This window comes from Aquirufa sp. Wall-65K1, from assembly GCF_054558475.1.
The window spans coordinates 47,712-65,029 of record NZ_JBPXKD010000001.1; the positions used below are offsets into that span (position 1 = coordinate 47,712).

Annotated in this window: 14 protein-coding genes; 10 read left to right on the forward strand and 4 right to left on the reverse strand. The window is 37.8% G+C overall.

Annotated features, from left to right (window positions below):
• Positions 1-60: 60 nt before the first annotated feature.
• Positions 61-993: a metallophosphoesterase gene (locus tag ACST15_RS00215; protein ID WP_459452604.1), complete on the reverse strand. Its 933-nt coding sequence runs from the start codon at positions 991-993 to the stop codon at positions 61-63.
• The gene (mnmA, locus tag ACST15_RS00220; RefSeq protein WP_459452606.1) at positions 990-2,129 is read right to left on the reverse strand and encodes a tRNA 2-thiouridine(34) synthase MnmA; all 1,140 of its coding nucleotides are present in this window, start codon (positions 2,127-2,129) and stop codon (positions 990-992) included. Before mnmA ends, ACST15_RS00215 begins: the two co-directional genes overlap by 4 nt.
• A gap of 125 nt (positions 2,130-2,254) precedes the next feature.
• Here mnmA and ACST15_RS00225 point away from each other — a divergent pair, with 125 nt between their 5' ends.
• From ACST15_RS00225 to hemF, 3 genes are read left to right on the forward strand one after another with little or no spacing between them, the layout of a single operon-like run.
• Positions 2,255-2,848, forward strand: coding sequence for an N-(5'-phosphoribosyl)anthranilate isomerase (locus tag ACST15_RS00225; protein WP_459452608.1), 594 nt, complete (start codon positions 2,255-2,257; stop codon positions 2,846-2,848).
• Positions 2,849-2,860: 12 nt separating this feature from the next.
• The gene (locus ACST15_RS00230) at positions 2,861-5,473 is read left to right on the forward strand and encodes a transglycosylase domain-containing protein (RefSeq protein ID WP_459452610.1); all 2,613 of its coding nucleotides are present in this window, start codon (positions 2,861-2,863) and stop codon (positions 5,471-5,473) included.
• A gap of 2 nt (positions 5,474-5,475) precedes the next feature.
• A complete protein-coding gene (gene hemF, locus ACST15_RS00235) occupies positions 5,476-6,372 on the forward strand; it encodes an oxygen-dependent coproporphyrinogen oxidase (RefSeq protein WP_459452612.1) in 897 nt (298 codons plus the stop codon).
• Between the two features lie 87 nt (positions 6,373-6,459).
• Here hemF and ACST15_RS00240 read toward each other — a convergent pair whose 3' ends face one another.
• Both ACST15_RS00240 and ACST15_RS00245 read right to left on the reverse strand, forming a co-directional pair.
• Positions 6,460-6,861, reverse strand: coding sequence for a hypothetical protein (locus tag ACST15_RS00240; protein WP_262899901.1), 402 nt, complete (start codon positions 6,859-6,861; stop codon positions 6,460-6,462).
• Between the two features lie 48 nt (positions 6,862-6,909).
• The gene (locus ACST15_RS00245; RefSeq protein WP_459452614.1) at positions 6,910-8,004 is read right to left on the reverse strand and encodes an o-succinylbenzoate synthase; all 1,095 of its coding nucleotides are present in this window, start codon (positions 8,002-8,004) and stop codon (positions 6,910-6,912) included.
• Positions 8,005-8,071: 67 nt separating this feature from the next.
• On the opposite strand from ACST15_RS00245, the gene lpxK reads away from it, so the two are divergent.
• The 7 genes from lpxK to ACST15_RS00280 all read left to right on the forward strand — a co-directional run bounded on the left by lpxK (position 8,072) and on the right by ACST15_RS00280 (position 17,289).
• Complete coding sequence (gene lpxK, locus ACST15_RS00250) at positions 8,072-9,079, forward strand: tetraacyldisaccharide 4'-kinase (RefSeq protein WP_459452616.1); 1,008 nt, start codon at positions 8,072-8,074, stop codon at positions 9,077-9,079.
• Between the two features lie 29 nt (positions 9,080-9,108).
• Positions 9,109-11,100: a putative porin gene (locus ACST15_RS00255; RefSeq protein ID WP_459452617.1), complete on the forward strand. Its 1,992-nt coding sequence runs from the start codon at positions 9,109-9,111 to the stop codon at positions 11,098-11,100.
• 253 nt (positions 11,101-11,353) lie between these two features.
• Complete coding sequence (locus ACST15_RS00260; protein WP_459452619.1) at positions 11,354-11,692, forward strand: transposase; 339 nt, start codon at positions 11,354-11,356, stop codon at positions 11,690-11,692.
• Positions 11,693-11,721: 29 nt separating this feature from the next.
• Positions 11,722-12,006, forward strand: coding sequence for a transposase (locus ACST15_RS00265; RefSeq protein ID WP_459452621.1), 285 nt, complete (start codon positions 11,722-11,724; stop codon positions 12,004-12,006).
• Between the two features lie 101 nt (positions 12,007-12,107).
• Positions 12,108-12,647: a gluconate 2-dehydrogenase subunit 3 family protein gene (locus ACST15_RS00270; RefSeq protein ID WP_459452622.1), complete on the forward strand. Its 540-nt coding sequence runs from the start codon at positions 12,108-12,110 to the stop codon at positions 12,645-12,647.
• Between the two features lie 10 nt (positions 12,648-12,657).
• A complete protein-coding gene (locus ACST15_RS00275; RefSeq protein WP_459452624.1) occupies positions 12,658-14,367 on the forward strand; it encodes a GMC oxidoreductase in 1,710 nt (569 codons plus the stop codon).
• A 6-nt stretch (positions 14,368-14,373) separates the two neighbouring features.
• Positions 14,374-17,289 (forward strand): PD-(D/E)XK nuclease family protein, encoded by a 2,916-nt coding sequence (locus tag ACST15_RS00280; protein ID WP_459452626.1) that lies wholly within the window; start codon positions 14,374-14,376, stop codon positions 17,287-17,289.
• Positions 17,290-17,318: the final 29 nt, after the last annotated feature.

Below are 17,318 nucleotides of genomic sequence, written 5' to 3' on the forward strand. Positions count from 1 at the left end.
AAATTGACATATATCAATTTTATATTTTGCGCTTGGGCAAGTTTAGAATACCCAATCTTCTTATTTCTTAATTTTTTGGCTAAAGATGGTGTTTCCAGATTCATCTATAAATTGAAATTCTAAGGCTTTGGATTGTATAAAAAAGGCAGCAAATCCATTGACCGATTGGGCGAAAATGGATTTATCTTTTGTTTGTAACGGAGTAATTTTACTGCCCGCTCCAGAAATCACATGATGTAGTTTTTTATTTAAATGGTTGTATTCCAAATGGTGTTCATGGCCTGCTAAATAAAAGTCTACTCCCATTTTTTCAAATAGTTTTTGCCAGGAATTCGCTACATGATTTATTCTCCCCATACGTGGGCCAGAAGTAAATAGGGGATGATGTCCTATTACGATTTTCCAAGTGGCTTTGGATTGACTCATTAATTCGGTAAACCATTTTTTTTGAGCACTAGTATCCTGAGCAGCAACATTCGATCTAAAAGGTTCCTCTGCATCGCTATAATATCCTAGTTCAAAGGGAGAAGTATCCAAAAATGCCATTAATAAGGTGGCCCCATCGCCTAATTTGTAGGTTTTAGAATAGTATCTGGCAGGTAAATTCCATCTCCGACTCACTTTTGAATAGTCTATTTCAGCCTGAGGATTACCTGCATAATCGTGGTTTCCTAAAACGGGGTACCAGTTGACATGCAGACTATGTGCCGTATAAATATCTTCAAAACTACTTTTCCATGCCGGATCTTGGGCACTTGCTACTCCTTTGGGATAAATATTATCTCCTGTAGTAATGATAAAGTCTATATCTGCCTCGGCGGCAGTCAAAGCCATTTGTTTGGCTACGTCTTTTTGGTGGTATTCGCCATGACGACCAAAATCACCCATAAGCAAAAAGCTGATGTCTGATTTGGGGTAACTTTTAGCTTGTTGGGCACAGTTTTGATGAAGGCCTACCCACATCATGAAGGCTATCAAGAAGGTTGATTTCATACAGCAAATGATTGAATATTTTCAAATACACTACCTTTTTGGAATGATTTTAAAATCCATCCTCCGCCAATCACGTCATCCCCTTCATAAAATACAGCTGCTTGCCCCGGTGCTATACCTGAAACTTCATCATGAAAAGTCACTTTGATTTTATCAGCTATTTGTTCAATTAACCCTTCCGTTCCCGGATCCTTGTATCGAACTTTGGTAATGGTTTCTAGGCCTCCGGCTGGTATTTGAGCATATTTCTGAAGATTTAATTGTCCCACATACATACCTGTACGATTCAAATCCTCTAATTTTCCAATTACCACCTCATTCGTTTCTTTCCGAATTTCCGTGACAAAAGCAGGAAAACCAAAGGCTTTTCCTAGTCCTTTTCTTTGACCAATGGTATAAAATGGGTAGCCCTCATGTTTCCCAATGATTTTTCCCGACTGATCCACGAAATTTCCTCCTTGCACTGCTTCTTCTAAATCAGGTAAACGTCTTTTTAAAAAGCCTCGGTAGTCGTTGTCTGGCACGAAACAAATTTCATAGCTTTCTGATTTATTCACTAAATCCACAAAGCCTCTTTCAGTGGCCATTTCACGGATGCGTTGTTTGGTTAAATGTCCCAAAGGCAAAATGGTCCTAGCAAGACTCTCCTGAGATACTCCCCAAAGCACATAGCTTTGATCTTTTAAGGCATCTACCCCCTTTGAAATAATATATCGATTATTTTCTTGTCGGATTTGGGCATAATGTCCTGTTGCGATAAAATCACATCCCAACTGGTCTGCTCTACGTAATAAGGCATCCCATTTGATGTGGGTATTACACATGACACAAGGGTTAGGAGTTCTACCTTCTACGTATTCATTAGTAAAATAATCGATAACTGAATCACCGAATTCTTCCCGAATGTCTAAAATGTAATGCGGGAATCCCAAGGAAACGGCTATATGCCGAGCATCATTGATGGAATCTAGAGAACAGCAGCCTGTTTCTTTCTTCGTTCCACCTGAGCTAGCATAGTCCCATGTTTTCATGGTCATGCCTATCACTTCGTAACCTTGTTCGTGTAATAATACAGCTGCGACCGAGCTGTCAATGCCGCCGCTCATAGCGACGAGAACGCGTCCTTTTGTTTCCATATTCAATTCAGGTTCAAAGCCTGCAGAAATTTTCTGCAATTTAATGATTTATTTCTCCAATAAGTCATTTTTATTTGTAATTCACGTCCTATGCAGTAGTTTTGCCAATTGTTTTAGAATAAAATATGATGTTAAAAACACGGGTGAAGGTTTCCTCCATTGATAACCTTTCGGATGCTCGATATTGTGCCGGCATGGGGGTTGATTGGTTGGGGTTTGCCTTGCATGAAATGCCTTTAGATAAGTTTAAGGAAATTAGAAATTGGTTAAGTGGAGTAGAAATTGTAGCAGAACTTTCAGGACTTTCAGCAGATCAAATAAATGAAATCGTTCAAAACTATGCACCTGATTGGATTGAAGTGGATTCCCGGGTGCAATTACCGCGTTTATTAGAATTAGATATTCCAAAAATGATGCGGGTCAATATTGATTCAGATAATTTACCTGCCTTATTTGCTACAGCTGCACCTTATGTGGCTTATTTTTTATTAGTGGCAGATTCTCCGGATTCTTTGGTGGGTATGGAAGCTCAGATAGAAACCTGGGCAGCTCAGTATCCTGTCATCTTGGGCTTAGAACTTCCAGAGGAAGATTTAGAGGAATGGGTGGAACAAAGTTCAATTCAAGGAATAGGACTTATGGCTGGGCATGAGGATAGACCAGGATTTAGGGATTTTACGGATTTAATGAGTATCTTAGAAAAATTAGAAACGGAATAATTCAATCCATTTATGCTACAACGAATTCGCGCAATCGTTCAACAGCTTAAAAGCCTTTTCTGGACAGGATTGGAGCGTTTAACGGTTTTGTTCTTGTCCTTATTAGCTCGTGTCCTAGGAGAAAAGAAGTATTCTTGGCTGGTAGGCCAAGTGGCAATGACCAGTTTTTTTCTACGGACAAAATGGAGATTAATCGAGGCTTATTATGAAGCCCGAGTAGACCGAAATTCTCCTTATTATCGTCCCATTGTCACCATGTGGAAAGTAGCGGGTAAAGTAGTCATGTATGTGCTAATCTACCTGTTTGTGATTGAGACCAATATCTTTTGGTTGACGGGTGAAATGCCAGGAGTAGATGAATTGCAAAATCCTAAATTATCTCAAGCTTCTGAAATTTATTCTGCTGATGGTGTTTTATTAGGAAAATACTTTGCAGAAAATAGAACTCCAATACGCGATTATAAATTGCTTTCGCCTTACCTTGTTCAAGCCCTAGTGGCCACCGAAGATGCCCGTTTTTACGAACATACCGGTATAGACTTTCAAGCTTGGGCAGGAGTGGCTCTGGGATTAGTAAAAGGCGGTGATCGTGGGGGAGGAAGTACCATTTCTCAGCAATTGGCTAAGAATTTATTTAAAACAAGGACTAAAAAAGGATTTACCAAAACAGGTTTATTTGGCTATATTCCAGGTTTAAGTAAGTTGATATATAAATCCAAAGAGTGGGTGACCGCCATTAAACTAGAACGTTTTTATACCAAAGATGAAATCATCCTTTGGTACTTAAATACGGTTGACTATGGAAATAATGCCTACGGTATTAAAGTAGCATCTAAAACCTATTTCAATACTTCCCCAGATTCTTTAAATATCCAAGAGGCTGCTATTTTAGTGGGACTTCAGAAAGCTACTACGACCTATAATCCTAAGCGTTATGAAGGTAAACCATTGGAACAAAATAAAGCTTGGAAACGTCGTAATGTAGTCTTAGCCCAAATGGTAAAGGCTGGTTATCTCAAGAAAAACGCCTTCGATTCATTAGCTAAAATGCCTATTGAATTACATTCTAATGAAGAATCACCCTATGACGGTACTGGCAATTATTTCAAAGTGGCCATTGCTAAATATTTGAATGAATGGGCTAAAGCCAACGATATGGAAATTGATTTATATCGTGATGGTTTGAAAATCTACACGACCATTGATTCTAGAATGCAGATTCATGCTGAACAAGCCGTGGAGTCAGGTATGCGTTCCATTCAAAAAACATTTGATAATCACTGGACTGGGCAAAATCCTTGGGTAGATGAACATGGTAAAGAAATTCCTGGTTTCATTGATACAGTGGCTAAACGTACGGAATACTATAAGGCATTAGTACATAAATACCCCAATAATCCCGATTCTGTCATGCATTACATGAAGAATGTCAAGCGGAAAATGTGGGTGTATTCCAGGTCTACCATGGGTGAAGAACAAATGACCATGAGTGCCTATGACTCGATCCAATATTATAAGCGATTCTTACAGTCAGGTATGATGACCTTGGATCCATACACAGGGCATATTAAAGCTTGGGTAGGTGGATTGGATTTTAAGTATTTTAAGTACGATCACGTAAAGCAATCGAAGCGTCAACCCGGATCTACATTTAAACCCTTCGTTTATACGGCCGCGATTGATGGACCTAAAGATTTGTCGCCATGTTACATGATGACCGATGAGCCATTTGAACTGGAAGTAGAAGAAAAGGGCGAAAAGAAAATTTGGAGGCCATCCAATGCTGATGGGACTTTTTCCTATTCGGCTATGCCCATACGTAGGGCATTGGCTAAATCCATTAACTCAATTACTGCCCGTTTAACCAATGAGGTAGGAGCGGACACTGTTATGTATTATGCACAGAAAATGGGAATCAAGAGTCCATTAAAAGCGGTTCCTTCCATAGGATTGGGTTCTTTTGATGTTTCCTTGTACGAAATGATTGGTGCCTATTCCGCTTTTGTCAATGAAGGTATCCATGTGGAGCCAATGATAGTTCAAGAAATTAAGGATCAAAATGGCAAGGTTTTACAACGTTTTGACCCTGTTTCTTACCGTGTCATCAAAAAAGAATCAGCTCAATTAGTTCGCTCCATGTTAGAAGGGGTGGTTTATGAAGGTGGAACAGGTAGTTCATTATTATGGAACGAGGGAGAAGTTTTATTACCGGCCAATAATCGATATGCACCTGCATTTGCAGCTAAAACCGGTACAACATCCAATCATTCAGATGGTTGGTTTATAGGTATGACACATAATTTAATATCCGGTGTTTGGGTTGGTGGGGATGACCGTTCCATTCACTTCCGAACGGGTGCTTTGGGTGAAGGTTCTAAAACAGCCTTGCCGATTTACAAGCGCTTTATGATAAAAGTTGTCAATGACCCTCTTTTGGCTAATTATAAGCCCGTGCCTTTTGACAAATTAGATAAACGAGTGGTTAAAAAGGATTTTAACTGTCAAAGTTCATACAGTACCCTACCAGATTCACTTCAAGTCAGTGATTCGGAATTGGATTCACTCAATTCTTTATTAGGAAGTCCTACTGAATCGCCTGATACCAATCAACATTCCCCTCAATAAATATGCGTAAGGAAGTTATAGCCGAATATTTTAAAGGTTTGCAAGATTCTATCTGTAAGGGCATAGAAGCCGTAGATGGGGGTAGTAGATTTAAGGAAGATAATTGGAAGCGGAAGGAAGGCGGAGGTGGTCGCTCTCGAGTGATTGTGAACGGGAATATCTTAGAAAAGGCTGGCGTGAATTTTTCAGCTGTATTTGGACCATTGCACCCTAAAATGGTGAAAAGTCTAGATTTAAAGGAAGAGGTAGATTTTTTTGCCTCTGGAGTTTCTATTGTTATGCACCCAATCAATCCTTGGGTACCGATTATTCATATGAATGTTCGGTATTTTGAATTAAGCAATGGCGAAAACTGGTTTGGTGGAGGTATAGATTTAACGCCTCATATCATCATACCTGAACAGGCCAAATGGTTTCATGAACAAATAAAATCAGTTTGTGACCGCTTTGATAAATCCTATTATCCTAGCTATAAAACTTGGGCAGATGATTATTTTTTTAATACTCACCGAGAAGAAACACGAGGAATAGGAGGGATATTTTTTGATTATGTCAAATCAAAGAATCTTGAAGAAAAATTAGCCCATTTTGACTTTGTTAAAGCGGTAGGAGAAGCTTTTGTGCCAATTTACAGTCATTTGATGGAAGAAAATGCTATCAGGCCCTTTGGAGAGAAAGAAAAAGCGTTTCAGCTTTTGCGTCGTGGAAGGTATGTAGAGTTTAATTTGGTACATGACAGGGGTACAAAATTCGGTTTAGAAACGAATGGTAGAACAGAATCAATATTGATGAGTTTGCCTCCATTAGCTAGCTGGGACTATATGCACGATTATTCTGATTACCCTTTGGGAATTGAAACGCAGAAATTATTAGTCAAAGGTATTGATTGGGTATATTAATTTTATTCCCATGTGATTAAAAGAAAAGCCACTAGAAATAAATCTAGTGGCTTTTTTATGTTATGTTAACGATACTCGTTGGAATGATTAGCTTTCTTTTTCCCAAACTACAGAGATACCTTTGGGAGTCATTAATAAAATTCGCGTAGGTGAAGGCAAAAGTACTAATCTTGCACCCACCGCTGGATTTTCAATCCATTCAACCTCTACACCCTCTTTTTTACCTATTTCAATTTCTCCATCTTCTGTTTCAACAAATTTTTTGGCTAGGTAAGCGGTAGGTAGGAGCACATCAGATTCTGGACAATGTTTGATATGAACCTTTTCGAGAATTTCTTCTAATTGATCACCATATTTCTCATTAAAATCATCTTCTAAATCGTGTAAGATTTCTTCTACATCATCATAGCTTTCATCTGAATAGTTCAATTTAGAGAGTTCTAAACGTTTTTCAAGGATGGCAATCATTGCCGCGTCAATCGTATTCATGAAGTATTTTTCTAATTTTTTGTAAAGATAGGCCTTAAAATGTATTTCCTAAACATGATTTTCATGAAATGGATTGATCCGATTAAAATTTGGGTTGAAATGTAAATTTCCTTTTTGTATGGATAAGCCTGAGGCAAAATTATTGGTATACAAACTTCCTGTCCCTAAACCTTGAGGTAGATTAGGGGAATAATCTGCTGTGAATTGCGCAATGGCTTGAAGACCAATATTTGATTCCAAAGCCGAAGTAATCCACCAATCCATTTCCCTAGATTCCGCAGCTTGAATCCAATCATGACTTGCTGAAAATCCACCTAATAAACTCGGTTTTAAAATAAGGTATTGGGCGGGAATTTTATCTAGTAATTGATTTTGTTGATACTCAGACTCTAAGCCTATCAGCTCTTCATCGAGCGCTATGGGTAAAATATTTTCTTTACATAAATCGGCCATCGCATTCCATAAACCTGCCGCGATGGGTTGTTCTATGCTATGAATATCAAGTTTGGCTAATTTTTCCAATTTATGAGCGGCCTCCTGTGTTTTAAAAGCTCCGTTAGCATCTACACGAATAGTCAATTGTTCTTTGGAAAACTGACTTCTGATGTTCTTTAAAATGGCTAATTCCTGTTCAAAATCGATAGCCCCAATTTTTAATTTTAAACAGGTATATCCTTGAGCTATTTTTTCTTCGATTTGATCTTCCATGAAATCTGGTTTTCCCATCCAAATGAGTCCATTGATGGGAATTGACTGATTTCCTTGGCTAAAATCATTATCAAAATATTGTCCATTTTTGCCCATGATGTAGTCGAAGACTGCCATTTCAATGGCAAATTTATAGGAAGGGTAACCAAGAGGTAGCTCCTTGACAAATACGGGAATTTCATCCATGCTTTCCGGAAATAACTCCCAATTGGCGCTTTTAATATATTTTTCAAAGCCCGCCAATCCCTCTTCTTCAAATTCGGGGCTTAATCCTCGTAACGGTCCAGCTTCACCTAAACCCACTTGAAGAGGATTTTTTTTATTCTTTATCTGAATGAAATATGAATTTTTTTCAGTCAGCACACCCCGAGAAGTGCCGGCTTCAAAATGAAATTTTAAAGCATGTTTTTGGTAAGAAACAGATATATCAAACATGTATGCAAGTTATTATTTTCTTGGCTGTTTTGCCGCCTCGACGATTCTTTTTAGCTTTAAACTTGATATGAAAAAATTATTGACTTGGCTTCCAGCATTACTTTATGGAATAATCATATTCTTGCGAAATACATGTTATGATTGGGCTTGGTTTAAATCACATCATTTTGAAAAGCCCAAAACCATTGTAGTAGGAAATCTAGCAGTGGGCGGTACGGGCAAAAGTCCTTTAGTGGCCTATTTGATTCAACACGCTCCTTGGCAATCAGCTTTAGGTATTTTGAGCAGGGGATATGGACGACTTAGCCATGGCTTCAAATGGGTTCAGACTAGTTCGACAGCCAGTGAGGTAGGAGATGAGCCCCTTAGCTATAAAACCTCATTTCCCAATATCCATGTAGCTGTTTGTGAAAATCGGGTTCAAGGAATTCATCAAATGTATGCCGAGTACCCAGAAATAAGCACAGTAATTCTAGATGACGCTTTTCAGCACCGTGCCTTGAAAGCAGATTTTAATATCGTTTGTACAACTTTTGATCAGCCCTATTTTAAAGACCATTTAATGCCCATGGGCCGGCTCCGGGAATGGAGAGAAGGTATTCATAGGGCGGATGTGGTTGTGCTTACACGCTGTCCTTCTCACCTCAGCAGACAAGAAATGCAATGGTTTCAATCCCAAATTCCTAAACCCGTATATTTTGCATCTATTCGCTATGCTAAACCCTTAGGTCTGAATTCGGAATCCATTACCACCTGGTTTGCCATAGCCGGTATTGCTGACCCGACATTGTTTTTTCAACAAGTTGCCACCTTAGGTGAGTTAAAAAGGACACAATCTTTCCCTGATCACCACCGTTTTAAGTCGGCAGAGCTTGAAGAAATGAACAACCTAGCCAAGAATATGGCATCACATGAAGCATTTATTACTACGCACAAGGATTTTGTTCGTTTACAATCTGTCGCTAACGACTATCCTTTCTTGAAACAAAAACTGCTCTATTTGCCCATGGAGATGTATTTTTTAGAGCAAGAAGCTGAGTTTTGGAATGTATTGAAACAGAGCTTAGCAATATAATTTCCTTAAATTAAGCTACCTTTGTGGGGATGAAACATCGCTTAGCCGTACTTTTTTTACTTTTATTTTTGTTGCCGATTTCTATTTGGGCACAAGTGTTAACACCTGGTACATCTTCGGGTTTTCCAGGAACACAAAATCCCAATGATCGAAATAGTTTCCCCAATCCTGCCAATCCTACGACTCCTTCTAAAAGTAAAGGTCCACAAAAAAGTGGTAGAGCTGCTCTGGATGATTCCACTAAATTGATTTATGGTCCTAATACCATGTATTATCTGTACGAATCAGATATGGTTAATTCTAAGGACATTAAACGAAGAATTGACACGACACTAACTCTTTTTCAGCGCTATTTATTTCAAGAAAAAAGCGGTTTTTTGACGGCTAATTTAGGTAACGATGGAACGGCCGTTAGAAATGTGTTTTATCAATCTCCAGCTAGCCTAGGGACGCAACTAGGTTACTCAGTTTATGCTCCTTATGCTTTCCAATCGGATCAAGTGCGGTATTTCAATTCTAAATCTCCTTATTCGGAAGTGGAATATAATTTGGGCGGAGGAGGACAAACGCGTTTGAATTTTAATTTCGCTAGAAACGTAGATTCCTTGTGGAATATTGGTATTTCACTTCAACGAATGGTGGCCGACAAAGTATTAACGGATGCGGCATTTAAATCTGGAGAACAAAGTTTATTAGGTCAATGGGGCCTTTTATTACATACTAATTATCAATCAAAAAATGGTAAATACCGTTTACTTGGGCATATTAATTATTTTGATCAAGGTACAAATGACCAAGGTGGGGTTAAATTATCAAAAACCTTAACGGCAGATGAAGCTCTAAAATATGTAGATAATACAGCTATTTTATCCAATTCACTTTCCCAATCCAATGATAAATTCATCAAATTCCATTTATACCATGAATATATTGGCTGGAAAGGTTTACAATTGTTTCAAACCTTAGATGTTGAAAATAGGACCGTTAAGTTTCGAGATAAAGCATTTCAACAATCATTAGCCGATGGTTTTTATCCTAGAACTTATATTCAATACATTCAGGCTCCGAGTGAAGATTCTCTTTACAATGAAAATCAATGGTCTTCCTATAGCCATCAAACAGGTTTTAAGGGTATTTATAAGCAATTTGTATACCGAACCTACCTGAAACAAAGGTATTGGTCTGTGTATAATCCCATGAATAATAGTAGTCTAGATCGATTTGAAAATTATGTTGGTATATGGTTAAATCAATCATTCAATAAAAATATTGATTTTACAGCCGAAGGGGAATATTTATTAGGTTCAGATTATCGATTGAAAGCTAATTTTCAATCCCCATTCTTTCAAGTCACTGCTCAACGAATTTCGTATAGTCCGAGTATTGCCCATAACTGGGTGTATAATACCTCATATCGATGGAAAAATGATTTTGCCAATATTTCCATTGATGAAATTTATGGAGGCATTAGCTTAAAATCTAAATCGATTTATTTTAAACCAGGTTTAACCATCCAGCGAATTTCAGATTGGATTTATTTTGATACGCTAGCCACGCCAACTCAAGTAAAAGCGGATATTGGTGTTTTTAGAACTAATGTAGACATTGGAGGACAATGGCGGAAATTCTCTTGGTTTACTAAAGTATATGCCAATACGCAAACTGGCCCCGATGTTATTAGGATGCCTAATTTATTGATAGACGCTAATTTAGCTCTAGATGTTCAATATAAGAAGTTGCTTTATGTTCAATTTGGAATTGATGTTCATCATCAATCGGCCTATTTTGCGGATGCCTATCAGCCTGCTTTACAGCAATATCATATTCAAAATAAGTATCAAGTACCTGCTTTTGTACAAGTAGATCCTTATGTATCTCTGCGTATTAATCGCGTGCGATTATTTTTTAAAATGTCCCATGCCAACTTTGGCTTGTTGAACAATAATTTTTACACCGCATATTTACATCCCGCTATGTCACGCGTTTTTGGCTATGGTGTGAAATGGCTTTTGTTTGATTAACAAGATCCGATGCAGTGCATCAGCTTTTTTGGTTGGAGGGTTTACAGAGCCGATGCACTGCATCTGCTTTTTTGGTTGGAGGGTATACAGAGCTGATGCGGTGCATCAGCTTTTTTGGTTGGAGGGTTTACAGATCCGATGCACTGTATCAGCTTTTTGATATTTTGGGATTAGGATTTTTTTTGAGCATTTAGGGTATTTTTTTTGTAGTTGATTTCCGATTAACTCGGATTAGCATCAAAAAAATATACCTATGCCACCAATGAAACCAAGAAAATTCCACGATAAATATAGGGTAGATACAACAAGAAAACGAGACTGGGATTATCGAAGACCAGCAGCCTATTATATTACCATTGTAACCAAAAATAGAATTCCATTCTTTGGGTCCATAGTAAAAAGTCAAGATGCTTCTGACTCAAAAATGCAATTAAGTGAATTAGGAAAATTGGCTGAAAAGTTTTGGAGAGAAATACCTTCACATTTCCCTTTTGTAGAATTAGCCAATTTTGTCATCATGCCTGATCATTTGCATGGTATGTTGATAATCAAAAATTACCCCGTTTCAACTTCACAATTCAATCAATCTTAGGTAAGGAAATTTTAAATACTTCCAATGAAATGAATGCAGATTCCGTTCGAGATTCTAATTCATTTAAAAGGACCAAAAAAGGTATACCAAATGCTTATATGTCTTCTATTTCACCCAAAAATGGTTCCATATCATCCATAGTTCGTTCCTATAAATCTGCTGTATCTAAATTTGCTCATAAGATTACTCCAGATTTTGGCTGGCATTCCAATTATCATGATTATGTAGTTTTAAATAAAAGGTCATTTGATAACATGCAGCGCTATACGCTCAATAATCCCAAAAATTGGGGAAAGAAGAAATCTCCATTGTAAAATGGTTTAAAATAAAAGATAGCCATTTACTTTTACCCAAATTTCAGCACAATAAGCTCCCAATTTTTCATTAGATTTACCATGTTTTAAATCTATTACTAATGACAACAATTTCTCGTCGTGAGTGGGTAAAAGGAATGACATTAGCCACATTGGGTACTGTCGCTTTTTATGACCTTTCCGCCCAAGCCAAACCTAATTTTCCTGTTTCTAAAAAAGCACCAGCCTGGACAGCCAAACAAGAACAAATACTGAATGAATGGATAGGAGTTATAATTCCAGAGTCATCCATTCCTGGGGCAGTAAGTTTAGGAGTTCCTAAATTTGTAAAAACCATGTTAGATGATTGTTATGAGCTTTCTGCTCAAGAAACTTTCCGTCAAGTTTTAGATGCTTTCCCTAGTTCTTTTGAATCCTATGTTAAAAAAGCTTGGTCACAAGCTAATCAAGCCGAAAAAGAGGAATTTCTTTTTGCTATGGCCAAAGGTAATGTAGGTTCTGGTGCTCAAAAAGCCATGTCAACCTTGAAAGGTTTAACGATACAAGGTTATACTACTTCGGAAGAAATTATGGTCAAATATTACAATTACGTCATGGCGCCAGGTTTTTTTAATGGCTGTGCTCCTGTCAAAAAATCATAAGGTAAACTCAATGAACTATTTAACAAACGCTGAAAAACGCACTTATGGTGCTATCGTAATCGGGTCGGGAATGGCAGGAGGATGGGCTGCCAAAGAGTTTTGTGAGAAAGGAATTAAAACATTGGTTTTAGAAAGAGGTAGAAAAGTAACTCACAATGAAGATTATCCAACTACTTTAATGTCTCCTTGGGAGTTTCCTCACCGTGGTCGTTTGTCGGAGGAAGAATTAGCTGAAAATCCCATTATATCCAAGTGCTACGCATTTAGAGAGGATGCAAAACATTTCTTTGTAAAGGATAAAGAACATCCTTATGAACAAGACAAGCCTTTTGATTGGATTCGAGGATATCAAGTAGGAGGAAAATCCCTTTTATGGGCCAGACAAACCCAACGTTGGTCTCAATTGGATTTTGATGGTCCTGCTCGAGATGGCTTTGCCACACCTTGGCCCATTACTTATAAAGAATTAGACCCTTGGTATTCTCATGTAGAAAAATTTGCTGGTATTTCGGGTAATAAAGATGGCTTGGATGTATTGCCTGATGGTGAATTTTTACCGCCTCATGAATTGACTTGTGTAGAAAAGCACTTTCAAAAAGAAATTAAAAGATTATACAATGATCGACATGTGATTATCGGTCGATGTGCTCATCTAACCGAGCCTAAGGAAATTCATTACCAACAAGGTAGAGCTCAATGTTTAGGTCGTAATTTATGTCAACGGGGTTGCCCTTACGGGGGATATTTTTCCGCAAATGCCTCTACTTTACCTTGGGCAGCTAAAACTGGAAATATGACTTTACGGCCAGATTCTGTGGTTCATTCCATTATTTATGATGAGAAAAAACAAAAGGCCGTAGGTGTTCGGGTGGTTGATGCACATACCAAAGAAATGGTGGAATATTACGCTAAAGTGATTTTTGTTACTGCCGCAGCATTAAATACCAATCTGATTTTATTGAATTCGACTTCACATCGATTCCCCAATGGATTAGGAAATGACTCAGGGCTTTTAGGTACACACATTGCATTTCATAATTATCGAGCATCCATTTCAGCAGATTATGAAGGATATTTAGATTATAAAACGGAAGGAGGCCGTCCAAATTCGGGATACATTCCTCGCTTCCGTAATTTGTACAAGCAAGAAACCAATTTCTTGAGAGGTTATGCCGCCGGTATGAACGCAGGAAGGGGTTCAAGTACTGACCGCGAAGGTTTAGGAGAAAGCTTGAAGAATTCCTTGCTTAATCCCAAAATGAATCAAATGTGGTATGCTGGATCACATATGATGGGTGAAACCATTCCAAAAGAATCCAATAAAGTTACTTTGGATAAGCTAAAAAAGGATGAAAATGGTATGCCTATCTTGCATGTCAATGTGGCTTATGATGACAATGACGATAAAATGGTTCAGGATTTTATTGACCAATTTACCGAAATGTACACCAAAGCAGGCTTTAAAAATATACGCCATCGGGATACTAAACAAGCTCCAGGATTGGATATTCACGAAATGGGAGGGGTTCGCATGGGAGCAGATCCTAAAACTTCCTTGTTGAATAAGTGGAATCAAATGCACCATGTGAAAAACGTTTTCGTCACAGATGGAGCATGTATGACTTCTACATCCACACAAAATCCTTCTTTAACCTATATGGCATTTACGGCTAGAGCCGTAGATTATGCTGTTAAGGAGATGAAAAAGGGGAATTTATAAGCGCGGATGAAATCATTTTTAAGGCAAACAGCGGAACACCTCATTGCTCAACATGGCTTTGATGAAATAAGGGAGGTGGCTATCGTCATGCCATCCCAACGTGGTGCGCTTTACCTTAAAACACAATTAGCTCAATTGGGAGAAAGACCATTTCTTTCTCCTAAAATTATGACCATTGAGGAATTTGCTCTGCAAATGACAAATTCCGAGCTCATTGACCCCATTTCTTTATTGTCAGAAGCATTTACTTGCTTTAAAGAGGTTGATCCTCAGGTAGATTTTGATCGATTTGTTTCCTGGGGACAATTGATGTTAAAGGATTTTGATGTGCTCGACCTTTATATGGTAGATCCCGTTCAATTATTTTCTTTTCTTTCTGAGGCTAAATCTTTGGAGCGGTGGGGAAAAGATTATGGTGAAGAACATCCAGAAAAATTCATTACCGAACATACCAAGGCATATTTTCAGCTTTATGATCATTTATTAGAGGTTTATATTCGACTCAAAAATCGTTTAGATTCTTTGGGATTGGTTTATCGGGGAATGGCCTATCGGCGCTTGGTGGAGAATTTAGAAAAAGGTATCGCTCTTCCTAAAGCCTTCAAAAAGATTTATTTTGTTGGCTTTAATGCTTTGTCCAAAGCTGAAGAAGATATCATTAGCCTACTTTTGAAACAAGGATTGGCTAACACGCTTTGGGATGCGGATGAATATTATGTGAAAAATAAATTTCATCGAGCAGGCAATTGGTTAAGAAATTATTCTCATCCTGCTTCTCAAGAATATTTATCTCGTGGACCTTTCCTTTGGATGGGTAAAAACCTAATGGAATCACCCAAAAAAGTCCAAATTTTAGGTGTGGCCAATCCCTCTGCTCAAGTTTATGTGGCCATGGAGGCCATTAGGAATTGGGCAAAAAATCATGGAGATCATGAACAGGTGGCATTGGTATTAGGGGATGAATCCCTATTGGACTCTTTGACACAATATATTGGTGAATTCAAGGATCGATTGAATATCACGATGGGTTTTTCCATCAAAAAAACACAGATTTATTCCTTACTGAATTTATGGTGGGAATTAACCAAAAGAGGTGTAGATGAACGCTATCCTATGTCGCATTTCTTGAAACTTTGGAATCACCCATTGGTTCAAATTTATGCTGACTCGGAGTCTAAAAAAAGACAAGTTCCTGCCCAAAATATACTTTCCAAGCTAGGTGAGGAAAGTTTATATCTTTCATTTGAACAAATAAAGGAACTTCAAATTCCTTTACTTCAGCATATTGTAGTTCAATTAGACGATGAATTTTCTATTATTCTAAGTCAAATTAAGGGTTTTGTCGAACAAATTTTAAGGGCCTACCCTAAAAATGAATGGGATGAAGAAGCGCAAGCCATTCAACAGGCATTTGATGTTTGTGAAACCTTAGAATCCGCTATAAAAGGTCGTTTCCCAATTTCCTATAAAAGTGGAAAAATATTGTTGATGCAATTATTGCAGCAGCAAAAGCTGACATTTGAGGGACCTGATCATAGTTCTAGAACCTTGCATGTCATGGGTTTATTGGAAACTAGAACCCTAGACTTTGATCGTGTGATTGTATTGTCTTTGAATGAAGGTTCATTACCAGGGACAAGAAAGCGAGAAAGTCTAATTCCTACCGACATCGCCAATATGTCGTATTTTTCATTACCTACTTTTACCCAAGCAGATGCGGTAACAGCTTATCACTTTTATCGCTTGATGCAACGTGCACAAGAGGTCATACTCTGTTATGTTCAACCTTCTGAAAAATCAAGTATCAAAGAAATGAGTCGATTCATTAAACAGATACAATTTGATTGGCAAAAGAAGAATCCTAACCTGATTTTGGAAGAACCCATTTTGCATTTGGGACAAACTCAACAACAACAGGAAGAACACATTACTCGAATTGAAAAAACGGGTGAGATGCGACAAAAGATAAAGGATGTGTTGCAAAAAAGGGGGCTGTCTGCATCTTCTGTATCCATGTTGGTTACCTGCTCCATGAAATATTATTTCTCTCAAATAGTGGGTTTGCGAGATGATAAGCAGAGTGATGACGAGATGGGAGCGGATGTTTTTGGTACCTGGATTCATAAGGTATTAGAAATAATAGATGCCGAGATCATTGAAAAGTATTCGGGTAAATTAGAGCTAGTGGATTGGAACGATAAAATCAACCATTTGGATGATTATTTACATGAGGCCATACGAGAAATAGAGAAAGAAAAAGGGGTATTTGAACTAGAAAAGGGCTTTAATTATGTGTTAAAAGAAGTTGCCAAAACCATTTTACAAAATTATTTAGAATCTTCTCCACAATGGGAAAAGGAAAACATTGAACTTTTGGTGGTAGAAGGAAGTTTAGAAACCATGGTAAATGTTCCAGTAGATGGAGATATTTGGCCAGTTAAGTTGAAAGGTAGGATAGATCGCATGGATCTTTTGGGGGAGAATACCATTAGGATTTTAGATTACAAAACAGGTAAAGTAGAAGCCAAGGATTTAAAGATAGCAGAGGATTTGATATCGGAATTAACATCCGATGAAATAAAGGAAAAACTGTTTCAATTGTGGTTATATAAGTTTTTATTAGGAACTGAGTTAACTAAATCCAAAGAAGATCGAGTAGGATATTTGAAACAATTCCAAGCTGACCATATTCAAATACAGCCTGGCATCATATCATTCAGGAATTTGGGTTCAAAAGTATTAACTGAGAATATTGAATTTCAAGAACGTCAACCTTTGTTATCATTTTTAAAAGAATCAGAACAATTGGTGGAGCATTGGGTTCAACGTTTACTAGATCCTACCCAAGCATTTGAGAAAACAAGTAATTTGGAGGATTGCCAGTATTGCGACTTCAAGGGTATTTGTCGGCGTGAGGTTTAGTGTATTTTATTAAGGAATTAAATGCCTTA

Excerpts from the sequence above, each read along its gene's own strand:
- mnmA (WP_459452606.1), bottom strand. The coding sequence starts at position 2,129 with ATGGAAACAAAAGGACGCGTTCTCGTCGCTATGAGCGGCGGCATTGAC.
- lpxK (WP_459452616.1), top strand. The coding sequence starts at position 8,072 with ATGAAAAAATTATTGACTTGGCTTCCAGCATTACTTTATGGAATAATC.
- ACST15_RS00225 (WP_459452608.1), top strand. The coding sequence starts at position 2,255 with ATGATGTTAAAAACACGGGTGAAGGTTTCCTCCATTGATAACCTTTCG.
- ACST15_RS00215 (WP_459452604.1), bottom strand. The coding sequence starts at position 993 with ATGAAATCAACCTTCTTGATAGCCTTCATGATGTGGGTAGGCCTTCAT.
- ACST15_RS00230 (WP_459452610.1), top strand. The coding sequence starts at position 2,861 with ATGCTACAACGAATTCGCGCAATCGTTCAACAGCTTAAAAGCCTTTTC.
- ACST15_RS00280 (WP_459452626.1), top strand. The coding sequence starts at position 14,374 with ATGAAATCATTTTTAAGGCAAACAGCGGAACACCTCATTGCTCAACAT.
- ACST15_RS00275 (WP_459452624.1), top strand. The coding sequence starts at position 12,658 with ATGAACTATTTAACAAACGCTGAAAAACGCACTTATGGTGCTATCGTA.
- ACST15_RS00240 (WP_262899901.1), bottom strand. The coding sequence starts at position 6,861 with ATGAATACGATTGACGCGGCAATGATTGCCATCCTTGAAAAACGTTTA.
- ACST15_RS00245 (WP_459452614.1), bottom strand. The coding sequence starts at position 8,004 with ATGTTTGATATATCTGTTTCTTACCAAAAACATGCTTTAAAATTTCAT.
- ACST15_RS00260 (WP_459452619.1), top strand. The coding sequence starts at position 11,354 with ATGCCACCAATGAAACCAAGAAAATTCCACGATAAATATAGGGTAGAT.
- ACST15_RS00265 (WP_459452621.1), top strand. The coding sequence starts at position 11,722 with ATGAATGCAGATTCCGTTCGAGATTCTAATTCATTTAAAAGGACCAAA.
- hemF (WP_459452612.1), top strand. The coding sequence starts at position 5,476 with ATGCGTAAGGAAGTTATAGCCGAATATTTTAAAGGTTTGCAAGATTCT.
- ACST15_RS00255 (WP_459452617.1), top strand. The coding sequence starts at position 9,109 with ATGAAACATCGCTTAGCCGTACTTTTTTTACTTTTATTTTTGTTGCCG.
- ACST15_RS00270 (WP_459452622.1), top strand. The coding sequence starts at position 12,108 with ATGACAACAATTTCTCGTCGTGAGTGGGTAAAAGGAATGACATTAGCC.